The sequence below is a fragment of the Rhodococcoides trifolii genome, from assembly GCF_014635345.1.
Lineage (GTDB): Bacteria > Actinomycetota > Actinomycetes > Mycobacteriales > Mycobacteriaceae > Rhodococcoides > Rhodococcoides trifolii.
In genome coordinates this window covers 915,790-933,795 of sequence record NZ_BMCU01000001.1, presented here as the reverse complement: position 1 = coordinate 933,795, position 18,006 = coordinate 915,790, and the positions used below count along the sequence as shown (strand labels likewise).

The 18,006-nt window shown below is 65.9% G+C and carries 15 protein-coding genes; 3 read left to right on the top strand and 12 right to left on the bottom strand.

Annotation, left to right across the window (positions count from 1 at the left end; translation table 11 throughout):
• Positions 1-25: 25 nt before the first annotated feature.
• The 12 genes from IEW02_RS04525 to mftE form a co-directional block, all read right to left on the bottom strand.
• Positions 26-1,504, bottom strand: coding sequence for an amidohydrolase (locus IEW02_RS04525; protein ID WP_188543453.1), 1,479 nt, complete (start codon positions 1,502-1,504; stop codon positions 26-28).
• Entirely contained in the window at positions 1,501-3,087 is a 1,587-nt protein-coding gene (locus IEW02_RS04520) for an AMP-binding protein (protein ID WP_188543452.1), read from the bottom strand. The genes IEW02_RS04525 and IEW02_RS04520 overlap by 4 nt, the downstream gene beginning before the upstream one ends.
• Before the next feature lie 229 nt (positions 3,088-3,316).
• Positions 3,317-4,075, bottom strand: coding sequence for an alpha/beta fold hydrolase (locus IEW02_RS04515; RefSeq protein WP_188543451.1), 759 nt, complete (start codon positions 4,073-4,075; stop codon positions 3,317-3,319).
• An 11-nt stretch (positions 4,076-4,086) separates the two neighbouring features.
• The gene (gene eutC, locus IEW02_RS04510) at positions 4,087-4,830 is read right to left on the bottom strand and encodes an ethanolamine ammonia-lyase subunit EutC (protein ID WP_188543450.1); all 744 of its coding nucleotides are present in this window, start codon (positions 4,828-4,830) and stop codon (positions 4,087-4,089) included.
• Positions 4,827-6,239, bottom strand: a complete 1,413-nt coding sequence (locus tag IEW02_RS04505; RefSeq protein WP_188543449.1) for an ethanolamine ammonia-lyase subunit EutB — start codon at positions 6,237-6,239, stop codon at positions 4,827-4,829. The genes eutC and IEW02_RS04505 overlap by 4 nt, the downstream gene beginning before the upstream one ends.
• The gene (gene eat / locus IEW02_RS04500) at positions 6,236-7,675 is read right to left on the bottom strand and encodes an ethanolamine permease (protein WP_188543448.1); all 1,440 of its coding nucleotides are present in this window, start codon (positions 7,673-7,675) and stop codon (positions 6,236-6,238) included. The genes IEW02_RS04505 and eat overlap by 4 nt, the downstream gene beginning before the upstream one ends.
• A 100-nt stretch (positions 7,676-7,775) precedes the next feature.
• Positions 7,776-8,267: a DUF779 domain-containing protein gene (locus IEW02_RS04495; RefSeq protein WP_188543447.1), complete on the bottom strand. Its 492-nt coding sequence runs from the start codon at positions 8,265-8,267 to the stop codon at positions 7,776-7,778.
• Positions 8,268-8,308: 41 nt separating this feature from the next.
• Positions 8,309-9,832, bottom strand: coding sequence for an aldehyde dehydrogenase (adh, locus tag IEW02_RS04490; protein WP_188543446.1), 1,524 nt, complete (start codon positions 9,830-9,832; stop codon positions 8,309-8,311).
• A 93-nt stretch (positions 9,833-9,925) separates the two neighbouring features.
• The gene (locus IEW02_RS04485) at positions 9,926-11,215 is read right to left on the bottom strand and encodes a sigma-54-dependent transcriptional regulator family protein (protein ID WP_188543445.1); all 1,290 of its coding nucleotides are present in this window, start codon (positions 11,213-11,215) and stop codon (positions 9,926-9,928) included.
• Between the two features lie 39 nt (positions 11,216-11,254).
• Entirely contained in the window at positions 11,255-12,682 is a 1,428-nt protein-coding gene (gene mftG / locus IEW02_RS04480) for a mycofactocin dehydrogenase MftG (RefSeq protein WP_188543444.1), read from the bottom strand.
• Between the two features lie 10 nt (positions 12,683-12,692).
• Complete coding sequence (gene mftF, locus IEW02_RS04475) at positions 12,693-14,087, bottom strand: mycofactocin biosynthesis glycosyltransferase MftF (RefSeq protein WP_188543443.1); 1,395 nt, start codon at positions 14,085-14,087, stop codon at positions 12,693-12,695.
• A 59-nt stretch (positions 14,088-14,146) separates the two neighbouring features.
• A complete protein-coding gene (mftE, locus tag IEW02_RS04470) occupies positions 14,147-14,830 on the bottom strand; it encodes a mycofactocin biosynthesis peptidyl-dipeptidase MftE (RefSeq protein WP_188543442.1) in 684 nt (227 codons plus the stop codon).
• Positions 14,831-14,889: 59 nt separating this feature from the next.
• On the opposite strand from mftE, the gene IEW02_RS04465 reads away from it, so the two are divergent.
• From IEW02_RS04465 to IEW02_RS04455, 3 genes are all read left to right on the top strand, one after another.
• Positions 14,890-15,591: a GntR family transcriptional regulator gene (locus IEW02_RS04465; RefSeq protein ID WP_188543441.1), complete on the top strand. Its 702-nt coding sequence runs from the start codon at positions 14,890-14,892 to the stop codon at positions 15,589-15,591.
• 93 nt (positions 15,592-15,684) lie between these two features.
• Positions 15,685-17,268, top strand: coding sequence for an NCS1 family nucleobase:cation symporter-1 (locus tag IEW02_RS04460; RefSeq protein WP_188543440.1), 1,584 nt, complete (start codon positions 15,685-15,687; stop codon positions 17,266-17,268).
• Between the two features lie 9 nt (positions 17,269-17,277).
• The gene (locus tag IEW02_RS04455) at positions 17,278-18,006 is read left to right on the top strand and encodes an aspartate/glutamate racemase family protein (RefSeq protein ID WP_188543439.1); all 729 of its coding nucleotides are present in this window, start codon (positions 17,278-17,280) and stop codon (positions 18,004-18,006) included.

Below are 18,006 nucleotides of genomic sequence, written 5' to 3'. Positions count from 1 at the left end.
TAGTACCGATTACCTCTGCGAAGAACTAAGAGTACGTCAGACGACCGTCGGCCACCGTCGCCACGATCGGGACGTTTCTGAGATCGCTGTTGCCCAGGTCGCGTGGATTCTCGGCCAGGACGACCAGGTCGGCGACACTCCCCACCTCGACCGATGCACGGCCACCGCACGCCGCCCTGATCGCGACGTCTAGCGGGAGGGACTCCGACGCAGTCCACGGCGGCCGGCCGTCGTCGGTGCGCCACACGGCGTCGGCGATCGCGGCCCGCGGGTTCGGTGGACTCACCGGCGCGTCGGAGCCGAACTGGAGATCGGCCCCCGACGCGTGCAGCGAACCGTAGGGAAACGCGATCGAACGGCGGCCGGCCCAGAGCGCGTCGGCGACGTCGCGGTCGGTCACACAATGTTGAGGCTGCACGGAGGCGACGACGCCGGCCCGCGCGAACCTCTTCACGTCCTCCGGCCGCAGCTGCTGCGCGTGTTCGATGCGGCCGCCGGTTCCGGGCGTCGTCGACGCGGCCGCCTCGAACGCGTCCAGCACGATCGTGTTGGCGCGATCCCCGATGGCGTGGACCGCCGGAGCCAACCCACCGGCGCGCGCCTTGGTGATCAGCTCGACGAGCTCGGCGAATTCGACGAGCAGCAGTCCATGCTCCTCACCGTCCTCGGAATCGGGGTACGGATCGTGGCAGCAGGCGGTCCGGGTGTTGAGGGATCCGTCGGCCATCACCTTGAGCGGCCCCACGCGCAGCAGCCCGTCGGTGCCGGGGACGACGTCGCCGGTGCGCCGCCCGAGTTCCAGCGCCTCGTCCAACCACACCGGCCACGTCGACGCGGACACCCGCACGCTCGGCCGGCGGTGCGCGATCCTCCGTGTCCATGCGGCCGCGTTGTCGTCGTACTCGAAGTCGATGACGCCCGTGACTCCCTGCGCGGCAAGCACATCGGTGGAGTCGAGGATGTACGAGTCGAGCAGATCGTTGTCGATCCGGTCGTCGATGCCACTGCACACCTCGATGGCGTACTGGTCGCGAAAGACTCCTGTCGGATCGTCGATACCGAGGTCCGACAGCAGGGACGGCGACAGCCACGCGGTGTGCAAGTCCATGCTGGTGATCGCGACGCGGCGGCCCGGCAGCGCCGACTCGAGCATGTCCTTGTGTGGTTGCTCGTCCCACATAGCGCCGCGAAACCCCTGTGCGCGAACCACTCCGGTCGACATCGGTCCGCCGCTGCGCACCGCTGCCACCACCGCGTCCACTGTCTCGGACGCGCTGGCTGCGGAGGTCACGTCGATCCGTCGACGCGACAGGGCCCACTGCGCCATGTGCAGGTGCCCGTCGACGAAGCCGGGCAGGAGGAACCCGCCTGCGCAGTCGATCACCGGCTCGCCCGAACGGTCGAGTCCGGTGCCGATCTCCGTGACCACACCGCCCGACACTCTCACGTCGGCAAGCGGCCGATCCGCCGCAGTTCGCACCCGATGCAACAACACAGGGCTCATCCAAGCAGAGTGAGCGCCTGCTCTCGCATCGCGACCTTGCGGACCTTGCCGGTGACCGTCATCGGGAACTCGTCGACCACGTGCACGTACTTCGGAATCTTGTAGTGCGCAAGCTTTCCGGTGCAGAACTCGCGCAGCGCGGACGGGGTCAGGGCCGGGGCGCCGTCACGTAGGCGCACCCACACCATGAGTTCCTCGCCGTACTTTGCATCGGGAACCCCGATCACCTGCGCATCGACGATGTCCGGGTGCGAGTAGAGGAACTCCTCGATCTCCCGCGGGTACACGTTCTCCCCGCCGCGAATGACCATGTCCTTGATGCGGCCGGTGACCGCGACGTACCCGTCTGCGTCCATGACGCCGATGTCCCCGGTGTGCATCCACCGCGCCGCGTCGATGGCCTCGGCCGTCTTCTCCGCGTTGTCCCAGTAGCCGAGCATCACCGAGTAACCGCGAGTGCACAACTCACCGGGCTCGCCGCGCGAGACCGTCAGTCCCGTTGCGGGGTCGACGATCTTGACCTCGAGGTGCGGGCCGACGCGCCCGACCGTCGAGACGCGCTGATCGACAGTGTCGTCCGAGCGAGTCTGCAGCGACACCGGTGACGTCTCGGTCATTCCGTAGCAGATCGACACCTCGGACATCCCCATCCGTTCCATGACCTGCTTCATGATCTCGGCGGGGCACGGGGAGCCGGCCATGATGCCGGTGCGCAAGCTGGAGAGGTCGACGGTATCGAAATCCGGATGGCTCAACTCGGCGATGAACATCGTCGGCACGCCGTAGAGCGAGGTGCACTTCTCCTGCTCGACGGCTTTCAACGTGGCGCTGGGCTCGAACCCCGGACCCGGAATCACCATGGCCGCACCGTGACTGGTGCACGCCAGGTTCCCCATCACCATGCCGAAGCAGTGGTAGAAGGGGACAGGAATACAGACCCGGTCCGTCTCCGTGTAGTGGCACAGCTCGCCGACGGAGTACCCGTTGTTCAGAATGTTGTGATGGCTCAGCGTGGCGCCCTTGGGGAATCCCGTGGTGCCCGAGGTGTATTGAATGTTGATGGGATCGTCGGAGGACAAGTCGATCACCGGCAGCGGGTCGGCGCAGGGAAGCGTTGCCCACTCCGGTGATCCGATGATCAGCACGGTTCGCAGATCGTGACAATCGGACTTCACCTGGTCGATCATCGAGGCGTAGTTCGAGTCCTTGAAGCTCTCCGCCGCGATCAGCGTCGACACCCCGGACTGATTCAGAACGTACGCCAACTCGTGCGCCCGGTACGCGGGGTTGATGTTGACCAGAATCGCGCCGATCTTCGCGGTTGCGTACTGCACCATCGTCCACTCGGGGCAGTTCGGTGCCCAGATGCCGACGCGGTCGCCCTTCGAGACATTTTTCGCCAGCAAGCCGGCCGCCAACGCGTCGACGTCACGCTGCAGTTCCCGATACGTCCACCGCCGACCGGAGGGAACGTCGATCAGAGCGTCGTTGTCGGGAAAGCGGTCGACGGTTCGGTCGAAGTTGCCGCCGATGGTGTCGCCGAGCAGCGGGGCGTCGGCCGTACCGGAGTCGTAACTGAGCATGGTACTGAGGGTAGTGAATTCTGCCGGCGTAGCTGCTCGATTCTGCGGGCGACATGGGCAACCGAGGAGCTCACGGATCAGCCTGACAGCCTTAGGCCCGACCCCGTGCAGCGCGAACAGGTCCGCGTCCGGAACATCCGCCAAGTCGTCGATCCCCGTATACCCCGCTGCGACCAAGGCCCTGGTCGCGGGCGCGCCGATGCTCTTCGGAAAGCTCACCGTGTCTCCCTCACATGAACGGTGCCGGAACTCCGCCACGAAGGAACTGAATCAGCAGCGCGTTGACCGGGCCCGGACTTTCGATCGGGAGCACGTGCGAACCCGGCAACACGGCGATGCGCCCGTTCGGAAGCGCCGCCGCTACGGCGACGGTGTGCTCGATCGTCACCTCGTCGCGGTCGCCCTGCAGCAGCAATGTCTCGGCGGTGATGGAGTCGAAGTCGGACAACGGAATTCGCGGCTCTCGGGTGATCATCGCGACAGTCTTCGCGTAGAACTCGTCGAAGTGCTCGACGCCGTCGGGTGAGGTTGCGGCGTACTCCTCGCGAAAGAAGTCCGGGGGCGACGACTGGTCGGTCAGCCTACTGGCGAAGCCGCCTTGTACCTGGCCGTCCTCGTCGAAGTACTGCCCGATCGACACCAGGCGCCGGACGAGATCCGGCCGTGCCATCGCGACGAGCATGGCCACCACTCCGCCGTCGCTCCAGCCGACGAGGTGCGCCGGACCGCCGATCGCGAGGTCGAGGAACCTGATCGTGTCGTCCGCCATCACCTGATACGTGAGCGGGCCGGGTACGTCCGGAGTGTGTCCGTGCCCCCGACGCTCGGGAACCCACACCTGGAAGCCCGCGGCAGCAATGTCGGGAATCTGCGCGCCGAACGACGACGCGCCGGCCAGAGCGCCGTGCAACAGGACGACGGGTTCGCCCTCGCCGTACACCTCGTAGTACGTCGGGACGCCGTCGACATCGATGACGTGGTCGGTCATGGCTCGAGACGTTACCCCTCGAGCGCCTCGGCAGCGGACGTGTCCTTCAGCGCCACACCGGACTTCCCCAGTTCCCGCGCTCCCGAGATCAGCAGCGCCGCAACCCGTGCGGCGTTGGCGTAGGACTGGCCGTCGGGTGGGTGGATGTTGGAGATGCAGTTGCGGTCGGCGTCGGACCGGCCCGGTTTCGGCAGGTGGGTCAGATAAATACCGAGACTGTCGGCGACGGACAGGCCGGGCCGCTCGCCGATGATCACGACCAGCGTATGCACGCCCATCGCAAGGCCGATGTGATCGCCGAGGGCGACCCGTGCCTGAGTCGCCACCACCGGAGGGGCGATCGAGTACTGCGACAGTGCCTCTTTCAGCGCGGTCAGCAACCCGACGCCGTGCTCCTCCAACGCGCGCGGAGACAGCCCGTCGGCCAAGACGAATCCGAGATCGGCTTCCTCGGAGACGATTTCGTCCAGTGATTCCGGCATGCGGCCCAGGTCCGGTCGACGCAGGTATTCGCTGCGCGTCGACGCTCGGGACGACACCACGGCGGGATCACCGAGTCCGACCTCGGCCACGCGAGCCGCGAAGGTCGACGCATCGAGCGGTACGTGCACCGCGTCCCGCGCCGCCGCGTGTGCCGCTTTGAATTCGAGGACCCGTGACGTCGGGAGTGCGTCGCCGGCCCGGCCGAGTCCGATGCGAGCCTGGGTCGACAGCCGCAGATCGGCCCAGAAGTCTTCGGCAACAGGCTGGGTCATTGTCCACTCGCCAACGCGCGAAGCGGCGAATTCGACGCATCGATCGGCAGCACCCGGCCGGCGTTGTCGGTCATGCCCAGCCCGTGCATCCATTTCTCGAACTCGGGAGCCGGCTTGAGCCCCAACACCTGCCGGACGTACAGCGCGTCGTGGAAGGACAGGCTCTGGTACCCGAGCATGATGTCGTCGGCACCGGGAACCGCGATCACGAACGCCGCGCCGGCGGCCCCGAGAAGGGTGAGCAGCGTGTCCATGTCGTCCTGATCGGCTTCGGCATGGTTGGTGTAACAGACGTCGACTCCCATCGGCAGGCCCAGCAACTTCCCGCAGAAGTGATCTTCGAGCCCCGCACGGACGATTTGCTTTCCGTCGTACAGATATTCGGGTCCGATGAAGCCGACGACGGTGTTGATGAGCAGCGGGTCGAGGGCGCGGGCCAGACCGTACGCGCGCGTTTCCAACGTCTGCTGGTCGACGGGTTTCCCACCGGTCCCGATATGCGCGCCCGCCGACAACGCCGACCCCTGACCGGTCTCGAGGTACATCACGTTGGTGCCGACGGTGCCGCGCTGCAACGACTTTCCCGCTTCGTTGGCCTCCATCAGCAACGGCACGGTGACACCGAAACTGCTGTTCGCCCCCTCCGTCCCGGCGATCGACTGGAAGACCAGATCGACCGGCACGCCCTTCTCCATCAGTTCCATCGTGGTGGTGACATGCGAGAGCACACACGACTGAACGGGGATCTCGAATCGCTGTCTGATCTCGTCGAGCAGGTACAGCAGATCCGACGTGGCACGGGGTGAGTCGGTTGCCGGGTTGATGCCGATGACGGCGTCACCGGATCCCATCAGCAACCCGTCGAGGGTCGCCGCGGCGATACCTCGTGGATCGTCTGTCGGGTGGTTCGGTTGCAGGCGCGTGGCCATGGTGCCCGGCAGCCCGATCGTGGTGCGGAACGCGGTGATCACCGTGGCCGCTTTCGCGACGGCGATCAGATCCTGGTTGCGCATGATCTTCGATACGGCCGCAACCATTTCCGGCGTCAACCCCGGCGCGACAGCAGTCAGTCGCGCGGCGCTCCCCGGTTCGGCGGCGACGGTGAGCAGCCAGTCCCGCAGACCGCCGACGGTCAGATGCGAGATGGCCGAGAACGCCTCCGCGTCATGACTGTCGATGATGAGCCGGGTGACCTCGTCGCTCTCGTACGGGACCACCTGCTCGTCGAGAAAAGTCTGCAGGGGCAGGTCCGCGAGTACCCATGCCGCAGCGGCGCGCTCGGCGTCCGAATCGGCTGCGCACCCGGCCAATTGATCGCCGGAGCGCATCGGCGTGGCCTTGGCCATCAGCTCCACGAGACCGTCGAACGTGAAGGTGGTCCCCGAGATCTGCTGATGGTAGGTACTCACCCGAGTTCTTCCTCCGCACGTGCCAAGGCGGCGAACTCTTCGTCCGGAGAATTGGCGACCAGGTGATGTCGAGAGTAGACGCCGAAATACACCATGAACAGAGCGAACACGGCGAGACACCAGAGGGCGGCGGTGCTGTCGACGAGGAACGTCGCGACGACGGCGAGTGCCGCGATCACGAGCGCGAATCCGGTGGTGACCACCCCGCCGGGGGTGCGGTACGGGCGCGGCATGTCGGGCTCGCGGCGTCGCAGCACGATATGGCTGATCATCATCAACACGTAGCTCAGCGCCGCGCCGAACACGGCCATGTTGAGCAGCATCGCGCCCTGGCCGGTGAGGGAGAGCAGGAAGCCGATGACACCGGGCACGATCAGCGCGAGGATCGGCGCCTTACGAGTGTTGGTGATCGACAACGTCTTCGGCAGGTAACCGGCCCGAGACAGGGCGAAGAGCTGGCGTGAGTACGCGTACATGATCGAGAAAAAGCTCGCGACGAGGCCGGCCAGGCCGATGTAGTTGACCACCTTGGCTGCGGTGCCGTCGCCGAGCGCTTCGACGAGGGGGTTACCGGACTCCTGCATCGCCTCGGCGCCGCCCGCACCGGTGACCAAGACGAGCACCGCTGCACCGGTGAGGAGCAGAACACCCATGGCGGCGATGATGCCGCGGGGAACGTTCCTGGTCGGATCCTTCGCTTCCTCCGCGGCCAGCGGCACGCCTTCGATGGCAAGGAAGAACCAGATCGCGAAGGGAACGGCGGACCAGATCCCGAGGTACCCGAAAGGCAGGAAGCTGGACGCACCGGCTGCGTCGGTCGGGGCGATGTCGGTGAGGTTGCTCGCGTCGAACTTGCCGAGCGCGGCCAGGACGAAGATCACCAGACCGACGAGAGCGACTGCGGTGATGACGAACATGATCTTGAGAGCCTCACCGGCGCCGGTCAAGTGGATGCCGATGAAGATCACGTAGACGGCGAGGTAGACCCACCAGCCGTCGGTGATGCCGAACAGTCCGAGCGACTCGACGTAGGCGCCGATGAAGGTGGCGATGGCCGCCGGGGCGATGGCGTACTCGATGAGAATGGCTGTGCCGGTGGCGAAACCGCCCCACGGGCCGAGTGCGCGGCGGGCGAAGGTATATCCGCCGCCGGCCGCGGGGAGCGCCGACGACATCTCGGCCATCCCGAGGACCATCGCCAAGTACATGCCGGCGATCAGAATCGCGGCGATCAGCAATCCGCCGAACCCGCCCTCGGCGAGCCCGAAGTTCCACCCGGAATAGTCACCCGAGATGACGTAGCTGATCCCGAGTCCGGCCAGCAGAATCCATCCTGCCGTACCAGTTTTGAGTGTTCGTTTGGCCAGGTAATCACCGCCCTCGACGTGTGAATCGGAGGCCTGCGAAGCGGGCTTGGTGGGTTCTGCGATCGCCATGATTGGACGATAGGCCGCTTTTGTACCGCCGGTGTTAACACGAGAAATCCGGTGCCGAGCGGTTCGTAAAATCAACCGCTCGACACCGGATTCTTTCGAGTTACTGCAGCGCCATCCCGGGCACCGGGCACGCATCGACCGCCTCGGCGACGACGATGGCCTCGTCGGGAACCGGTGGGCGTCGACCTTCTTCCCAGTCGACCCCGACGAACGCCTGTACGTCGGCCAGGAGATCGTTCTCCTCCGCGGTGAACGCTCTACCGCGGCTGAGGAACCGCAATCCTTCGGGCGTCTCGAGGGAGAAGCCGCTGCCCCGACCGGGAACCACGTCCAGCACGAGCTGAGTGTGCTTCCACGCCTGGAACTGCGATCCTGAGATCCACACGGCCACAGCGTCGTCACCGTCGGGCAGGTCCGTTCCCACCTCATCGACGGCGACCCGAAGGTCGAGCAGACCGAGCAGGACGTCCCGGTCACCGACGATGAATTCGCCTGCGGGGTAACACATCGGAGACGAGCCATCGCAGCATCCGCCGGACTGATGCATCATCAGGCCGCCGTTGGCGCCACGAAGCTTCCGCAGCAGGTCCATCGCTGCCACGGTCGCCTTCATACGCGGAGGGGCAAGGACCATCAGAAGAAGCCCTGTGCCTTCGGCGCGTAGCTCACCAACAGGTTCTTGGTCTGCTGGTAGTGGTCGAGCATCATCTTGTGGTTCTCGCGGCCGATGCCCGACTGCTTGTAGCCACCGAATGCGGCGTGTGCCGGGTACTGGTGGTACGTGTTGGTCCACACGCGCCCGGCCTGGATGTCGCGCCCGGCGCGGTAGGCCACCCCGCCGTCACGCGACCAGACACCGGCGCCGAGGCCGTACAGCGTGTCGTTGGCGATTTCGATGGCGTTGTCGTAGTCGGTGAACGACGTGACCGAGACGACCGGTCCGAAGATCTCCTCCTGGAAGATGCGCATGTTGTTCTTGCCGGTGAAGATGGTCGGCTGGACGTAGTAGCCACCGTTGAGGTCGCCGCCGAGTTCGGCACGCTCACCGCCGGTGACGATCTGGGCACCCTCACCCTTGCCGATCTCGATGTAGGACAGGATCTTCTCGAGCTGATCGTTGGACGCCTGCGCGCCGATCATGGTCTCGGTGTCGAGCGGATCTCCCTGTCGCACAGCCTTCGTGCGAATGGCGGCCATGGCGAGGAACTCGTCGAAGATGTCCGCCTGGATGAGCGAACGCGACGGGCAGGTGCAGACCTCGCCCTGGTTCAGGGCGAACATCGTGAAGCCCTCGAGGGCCTTGTCCTGGTAGTCGTCGTTGGCCTGAAGCACGTCGGAGAAGAAGATGTTCGGGCTCTTGCCACCGAGCTCCAGCGTCACCGGGATGAGGTTCTGCGATGCGTACTGCATGATCAGGCGGCCGGTGGTGGTCTCACCGGTGAACGCGATCTTCTTGATCCGCGGGCTCGAGGCGAGGGGCTTGCCGGCCTCGGTGCCGAAGCCGTTGACGATGTTGACGACGCCGGCAGGAAGCAGATCGCCGATGATCGAGAACAGGTGCAGGATCGACACCGGGGTCTGCTCGGCCGGCTTCAGAACGACGGCGTTGCCGGCGGCAAGCGCGGGGGCGAGCTTCCAGACGGCCATGAGGATGGGGAAATTCCAGGGAATGATCTGTCCGACCACGCCGAGGGGCTCGTGGAAGTGGTACGCGACGGTGTCACCGTCGATCTCGGATAGCGAACCTTCTTGCGCACGAATACATCCCGCGAAGTAGCGGAAGTGGTCGATGGCGAGCGGGATGTCGGCGGCGAGCGTCTCGCGAATCGGCTTGCCGTTGTCCCACGCCTCGGCGAGCGCGATGGATTCGAGGTTTTCGGCCATGCGATCGGCGATCTTGTTCAGGATGACAGCGCGCTCGGCGGGCGAGGTCTTGCCCCACGCCGGTGCGGCAGCGTGTGCGGCGTCGAGCGCGAGGTCGATGTCCTCTGCGGTCGAGCGGGCCACGTCGCAGAAGTTCTGGCCGGTGATCGGTGTGGGGTTCTCGAAGTACTGGCCCTTCACGGGAGCCACCCACTCGTTCCCGATCCAGTTGTCGTAGCGGGTTTGGAAGGACATCGCAGCATCGGGCGTACCCGGCCGAGCGAAAACAGTCATTGTGTTGGTGCTCCTTCGTCAGACCTGCCTCCGGACATACCGAAGGCCTGTGATGCAGGACACTAGGCCGGGGAAGGTTGCAACTACGTTGCGTCAGCGACCGAGCAGGTCGAGGCGGGCCTTGACCTGCGCGTGAAGCGCCGACGACGGATCGAGCGAACTCAAGTACGCCGTCCAGGCCGACGCATCCTCACGTCCGTGCACCGACGACGTCCACCGCGCCAGCAGCACCGGATCGCCGACCCGCAGCAACTCGGCCTGCATCCGGACGCGCAGTTCCTCACGAATGTCCTCGACACCGGGGGCGTACGACGCGGGCAGCAGCGGCCCGGAGTAGAGACGCAGCGCCGCGGCGATGTCACCGCGGTCGAGCGCGGAGCGCACGTCCCCAACATCGGACCGCAGCTCTGTCATGAGTCGGTAGGGACGTGACCCGAGTCCCTCCGCACCGAAAACCTTTCGCAGGCGCGACATCTCGGCACGGATGGTGACCGAGTCGAGGTCGCCCTCGTCGAGCAGAGCCGCGAGAGCATCGGAACTCACACCCTCTGGGTGGGTGATCAGCAGCAACAACACCTCGGCATGACGTTGCGAGAGGTGGATGCGTGCGTGACCACGTACCAGCGTCGCGCGCCCGGCGCCGAGCACTTCCAGACGTGGGGCGAGATCGAGCGCCAGGTGCGGGCTCTCGAGCAGGTGCAGCCTCAGCTCGGACTCCGCTGCGGCCACCGTCGCACGCACGAGAGAGAGCACCGCGGGGACGGCGACACCGGGCCCGCCGGTAATGTCGATGGCGCCGAGAATCTGCCCTGTCAGCGGGTGGTGGACGGGAGCGGCCGAGCAGCTCCAGTCCTGCACCGGTCGCGAAAAATGTTCTGCAGCAAAGATTTGGACGCTGTGGTCGATGGCGAGCGCGGTGCCCGGTGCGTTGGTTCCGACACGGGATTCGCTCCAGTCGGAACCCTCGACGAAGTTCATGGCCGTGGCGCGATCCTTGGCGGCGGAGTCGCCTTCGACCCACAGCATCCGTCCCGACGCGTCGGTGATGGCGACCAGAAGTCCGGTGTCGGCGGCGTCTTCGACGAGCAACTTGCGCACCACCGGCCGAATGATCGACATGGGGTGGTCGTTGCGGTACTGCTCGAGCTCGATACCGCTGAGCAGTCCTTCGGTTCCGCGGTCCGGATCGACACCCATGCGGCGGCTGCGCATCCAGGAATCCATGACGACGGAGCGAACGTTCGACGGACCGATATCGGTGTTCAGGCGGTGTGCGACAAAGGTTTCGTGTGCTTTGGACACCGACCGCGCCAGGGCGCGCGTGTCCTCTCCCGGACGAACGGCTACCCAGGGGTTCCCCGGCGCAGCAGAGAAGGTGCTCACATCCGACCTTTCGACTGTTTCATCCTACTGTAACGCAGCTCACAGACGGTGTCGGTACAGCTCAGCGGCCCGCTCGGCCACCATCAGGGCGCTCGCGTGAGGACCGCGCGAGGGTACCGACGCGAACACGGAGGTATCGACGACGGACAGACCGTCGACTCCTCGCACCCGGCATCGTTCGTCGACCACCGCGCTGTCGTCGTCACCCATCCGCGCACTTCCGCACAGATGCAACGAGGTTCCGAGCCGGCTCGTCAGCGCGGCCGGCGCATCGGGCTCGAACCCCATGGTCGCCAGCAACGAACGCGCGAGTTCGACGCCCGCCGCTAAGGCGTCACGATCGTCGGCCGACTCGAGGTACCGGTACCGGATTCTGGGCGGCTCGTACGGGTCTCGCGGCACCACGATGTCTCCGCGACTCGTCGGGTTCATCAGAGCGACGCCGATGGACGGATCGGAGACCGGAAGTCCCGCGATCATGCGGTCGAACGAGGACGAGAACGGTCGTAGCTCGAGGCCGTCGTGATGGAGCACGGACTGGAGCGGTGTGCCGCCGATCGAGTTGTGCGGCAACGAATACGGCACGGCAACTTCGGGATGGTCGCGCACGCCGCGGCCCACACCGGGCAGGTCGACGAGCACCTCGATTCCCAGCGCTCGAAGCTCCGACTCCGGGCCGATCCCGGAATGCATCAGAAGTCCAGGCGTGCGGACGGCCCCGGCGGCCAGGACCACGCGGTCGCACTCGAGGACGAACGGCCCGTTCGCGTCTCGCCCTTCGACGCCCACCACGGTGGTTCCGTCGAACAGAATCCGGCCGACGGACGTCTCCGTCCGGATCTCCAGGTTGGTGCGGTTCCGCGCGGGCACCAGGTAGGCCAGTGCCGCGTTGATACGTTTCCCCTCGGATACGTTCGACGGCACCCGCCCGAAACCGTCGCCTGCGGTATGCGAATTGAGATCGGGAACGTGGGTGAATCCGTTACGGACACAGGCTGTTTCGAAAGACTCCGTGATCGGCGTCGGCGAGGCGCTGCGAATCACCGGCATCGGCCCGTCGCTCCCGTGGTCCGCACCACCGAAATCCATGTCGGTTTCGGTGCGCCTGTACGCCGCCAGCACCTGCGGCCACGACCACTGCGACTGCGGCCACGGGGCGAAGTCCTCCGGCCGGGCGCGGACGAAATACGCACCGTTGACCGCCCCCGACCCACCCAGCACCCGGCCGCGCGCAATCGACGACGGCCGGTTCGGCGTCAGTTCGACGTCGATCACATCCGTCCACTCGCTCCCCGGTCCGATCGGGAGGGTCGACGCGTCGAGCAACTCCGGTGGCCAGTCGGCGTCGAATCCTCGACCGGATTCCAGCAGCGTCACCCGCAGGTCCGGGTTCTCACTGATGCGAGCGGCAAAGACGGAACCTGCACTGCCGCCGCCGATCACGACGACGTCGGGACGTCGGGTCACGCCGGCCCTGTCACACCAACCGGGGTGCGAGCGCGCGCGGATCGCGGCTCTCCAGCACGCCGGACCACAGCCCCGCGCCGTAGGCGATGTCGTCGAGCCGTTTGTACGCCGTGTAGCGCACCGGCCCGAGACCGCCGGGCTCTCGGTGTTCGAACCAGTCCCACGTGCCTTCGACGAGTGCGATCGAGATGGCGAGCCTCCGTATGCGGCGAGAGAGCAGCATCGCCACGATCGTCACCGGCCAGTAGTGCCGCATCATGGCCGACGCGAGCTGCCACATCCCGCCGACGAAACCTTGCACGGCGAACAGACCGGCCAGACGGGTGGGATTGTCGAGGTCGACGAAGACTCGTCGCAGGCGCGTCACCGTCACGGCCAGGGTGGCCAGCAGTCCGAGGAGTCCGAATCGGGTGGCCGACGCGGCGAGAAGGCAGGCGAGCAACGTGGACTTCGACAGCGCGATGGGCGGCACCTTCCCTGCGTGCCGCGCTGCGAGCGGTGCCGCACCGGTTCCGTAGAACATCTTGCGCTGGAACCATTTACGGAAATCGATGCGGTGATCGTGCGCCACCTGCGCCACTGGCTCGTACCGCAACCGCCACCCCGCGTCTTCGAGGCGCCAGCACAGATCGACGTCCTCGGCGACGTGCATCGACGCGTCGAAACCCTTGCACTCGACGGCCGCGCGGCGGCGGACCACGACGGCGGCGCTGGGAACGTACGACACCGGCCCACCCGGGTGCACGGGTGCTTCCTTGCGACCGAGGTCGAGAGAGCTGCGCGCGTGCTCGTACCGGGCGAGGGCACTGCCCTCGGGCTCGAGTGCCACGATGCGCGGGGCGACCAGACCGACCGACGGATCGGAGAAATGACTCAGGATCACTTCCAGCCAACCCTTGCGGGGAACCACGTCGGAGTCGAGAAACGCCACGAAATCGGTTGTGGCCGATTCGAGTCCGGTGTTACGAGCGGCGGCCGGACCCTGCGAGATCGGGTGCCGGACGATCGTGACGGATCCCGTCTGCAGACCCCACGTACTCGTGTCGACGGGAACCGTCGAACCGTCGTCGACGACGAGAACGCACAGACCGCGCAGCGCGTGGAGGAGTCGCTCGAGCCCGGCGTGGTTGTCTCGGACGGGGACCACGACGGTCACGTCCGCTGCAGACGGCGTCGACATCGGTCGGGGATTGCCCACACCCGAGTCCAGTAGCCGACGCGCCACGGCGGCGGAATCGGTATCGCTCACCTTCAGGAATCCGTCGCCGATCATCGCGGCGGCGGCGGGTGCCAACATCAACATGCGGGTGGGCGATCCGCCGATCAGAACGCGACCACCGGACAGGGATTTCACGTGCGGGTCGATTCTCACCCCGAATCCATCGGGCAACCGACCGTTGTGCATCGGGTCATCGTAAGCAACCGGATTGTCGTATGTCACAAGGAGCCCGATATTGGGCTGTCTCAGGCCAGATTTCCGCCACTTCGCGGTTTCCAGGCCGACACGGCGGCCTCGAAACGAGCGCGAAGTTCGTCGAGCATCTCCTGTCCCTCCTTCGCGTCGGCCTTCGTCGGGTCTCCGAGAACGCCGCTGGGGGCGACTCCGAGGACTCCCTCGGCGCGTAACCGCGGCATGATCTCGCCGATGGGATCCAGCGCGCCCGGGGCGAGTTTGTCGACGGACACGGAGTCCGGGTCGAGGGCGAGCATGATCGACGTCTCGGTGAGTCCGGCGTGGGCGTCGGCTCCGGGGACGGCGCAGGGGAACCATGCGACGTCTCGCCCCTCGTGACGGAGAAGCATCACCGCAGCGCGTACCGCCGACGCGTTACCACCGTGCCCGTTGACGAAGACGACGCGCGACGCCCACAGGCACGCGGACCGTCCGTACTCGACGAGGACGGTCTCGAGCGCGGCGATGCCGATCGAGATGGTTCCGGCGAATCCGTCGTGTTCGCCGCTGGCCCCGTAGGCGATCGCGGGCGCGAGCATTCCGCCGGGAACCGCTTGTGCCACAGCGGTAGCGATGCGTGTGTCGGTGTCGAGGGGCAGATGCGGCCCATGTTGCTCGAGTGACCCGACGGGGACCGCTACGAGCGCGGACTTGTCCACATCCGGCCACCGCTGCTCCCCCAGAACCCTGTTCACGCTGAGAGCCTAGCCGGTACGGCCTGCGCCGCAGCCCCTACGCAACTACAGTCCGAAAGGTGCCACCCCGTCGTCGATCCGTCCTGCTCGCGCAGCTGACGATCGACGCGCCCGGAGGGTCGCAGGGAGCCATTCTCGACGAATTGCGCCGCGTGATTCTGGCCGGCGACGCCCCGCCCGGGACCCCCATTCCACTCGGTGAAGTCGCCGAGCTGTTCGGAGTGAGCCGCATCCCGGTGCGCGAAGCTCTGAAGACACTGATCGGCGAGGGGTTGGTCGATCACCGGCCGAATGCGGGTTACGCTGTGGCGCAACTGACTTCGGCCGAGCTACGAGAGATGTACATCGTTCGCGAGGTTCTCGAGATGGCTGCGCTCGCCGCGGCGGCGGAAGCGGCGACGGCCACCGATCACGCCGTTGCCACCGCGGTCGACGCCGAACTGCGGGATTCCATCGACGACCCGCAGCGATACCACCGGCTCAGCCGCGAGTTCCACATGGCGCTCGCGCGCCCGTCGAACATGCATCGTCTTCTGCACATGCTCGGTGCGGCGTGGAACATCACCGAACCCCTGCAGCCGATGGTGCACGTGGCAGAGACCGACCGCGCGGCACTGCAGGCCGATCACCGGGAGATGCTCGACGCGTTCGTGGCGCGCGACATCCCGACGTTGCTCGATGCGTCCGAACGCCACCACAACCGGCTGAACGGCGTCATCGCCACCATCGGCGACGAGGCGGGACTTCGATCGGACTCGTGAAGATATATCGCTGACGCAACAGGGCCGAAATACTTCGGGGTTACTTTTCACCTCATTCGCTTTTCTGCTGCGCACTGTTCTCAGGAGAAGTCCATGACCGACACCGTTCCGCATTCGGGCAAGTTCGATCCGCCCCCCGGTGCCCAGCCGGGCGCCAACGATCTGATCGAGGCGTCCGGCCATCCCGTCGGCGGCGGTCTCATCAAGGACGGCTACCACCCACGGTTGACCAACGAGGACCTCGCGCCGCTGAAGAAGCAGTCGTGGACCTCCTACAACCTCTTCGCCTTCTGGATGTCGGACGTGCACTCGGTGGGCGGATACGTCACGGCCGGCAGCCTTTTCGCGCTCGGGCTGGCCAGCTGGCAGGTCCTGGTGTCGCTGCTGGTGGGCATCACCATCGTGTACTTCCTCTGCAACCTCGTGGCCAAGCCCTCACAGGTGACGGGCGTTCCGTATCCGGTGATCTGCCGCAGCGTCTTCGGTGTCCTGGGTGCCAACATCCCGGCCATCATTCGCGGATTGATCGCGGTGGCCTGGTACGGAATTCAGACCTTCCTGGCGTCGGCGGCCCTGGACATCGTGCTCATCAAGCTGTTCCCCAGCCTGGGCAAGTACGCCGTCGTCGCGGACTACGGCTTCCTCGGACTCTCGCTGTTGGGCTGGGCCAGCTTCCTCTTCCTCTGGGTCGTGCAGGCCGCCGTGTTCTGGCGCGGAATGGAGTCGATCCGCAAGTTCATCGACTTCTGCGGCCCCGCCGTCTACGTCGTCATGTTCATGCTCTGCGGCTACCTCATCTGGAAGGCCGGGTGGAGTGCGATCGATCTGAACCTCGGCGACGTCCAGTACACCGGGCTCGACGCCATCCCGGTCATGCTCGGTGCCATCGCACTGGTCGTGTCCTACTTCTCCGGACCGATGCTCAACTTCGGCGACTTCTCGCGCTACGGCAAGTCCTACGCGGCGGTGAAGAAGGGCAACTTCCTCGGACTGCCCGTCAACTTCCTCGTGTTCTCGATCCTCGTGGTCGTGACGGCGTCGCTCACCGTGCCGGTGTTCGGCGAACTGCTGACCGACCCGGTCGAGACCGTGGCCCGTATCGACAGCACCTTCGCAATCGTGTTGGGCGCGTTGACGTTCACCATCGCGACCATCGGCATCAACATCGTCGCCAACTTCATCTCCCCCGCGTTCGACTTCTCGAACGTCGATCCGCAGCGCATCAGCTGGCGTGCGGGCGGCATGATCGCCGCCGTCGGATCGGTGCTCATCACCCCGTGGAACCTGTACAACAATCCCGACGTCATCCACCTCACCCTGGAGACGTTGGGCGCGTTCATCGGACCGCTGTTCGGCATCCTGATCGCCGACTACTACCTGATCCGCAAGCAGCACGTGGTGGTCGACGAACTGTTCTCGATGGAGAAGACCGGCCTGTACTGGTACAAGAAGGGCTACAACCCAGCGGCCGTGTACGCCACCATCGTCGGCGCCGTCGTTGCCATGTTCACCGTGCTCTTCAACGGCGCCTTGGAGGGCATGGAAATACCCGGCATGTCGACCGCGTCGAAGTACAGCTGGTTCATCGGGTGCGGACTCGGATTCCTCGTCTACATGTTCCTGGCGAAGAAGACACGGCTGGCCGTCACCAATTTCGACGTCCCCGTGAGGAGCTAGCATTCCCTCGTGCTGATCAAGGTCATCAACCCCAACACCACCTGGTCGATGACCGCCACGATCGAACAGTGTGCCCGGGCCGTCGTCGGCCCGGGCACGCTCGTCGAGGCGGTCAGCCCGGCCATGGGTCCGGCGTCCATCGAGAGCCACTACGACGAAGCCCTGTCCGTCCCCGGTCTGCTCGACGAGATCGCGAAGGGCGAGCGAGACGGAGCCGACGGGTACGTGGTCGCCTGCTTCGGCGATCCCGGCATGGACGCCGCGCGTGAGCTCGCGACCGGTCCGGTGATCGGAATTGCCGAAGCCGCAATGCATGCCGCAAGTTTTCTCGGTCGCGGATTCTCCGTCGTCACCACGCTGGGCCGAACCATCGGGCGCGCACAGGACCTCGCCGAGCATTACGGTTTCGCGCGGCAGTGCCGTGGGATCCACGCGTGCGAAATTCCTGTGCTCGAGCTGGAGACGAATCCCGACGCCTTGAAGTTGATCACCGAGGCGTGTCGTCAAGCGATTCTCGACGACGGTTCCGATGCCATCGTTCTCGGGTGCGCCGGAATGGCAGACCTGTGCAAACACATTTCGGACGAGATCGGCGTTCCGGTCGTCGACGGCGTCGCGGCGGCGACGCTGTTCGTGCAGTCGCTCGTCACGCTGGGGCTGCAGACGGGCAAGCGAGGAGAGTTCGCCGCTCCGCTACCGAAAAGCTATGTGGGAGCGCTGGAATCGTTCGGATCGTGA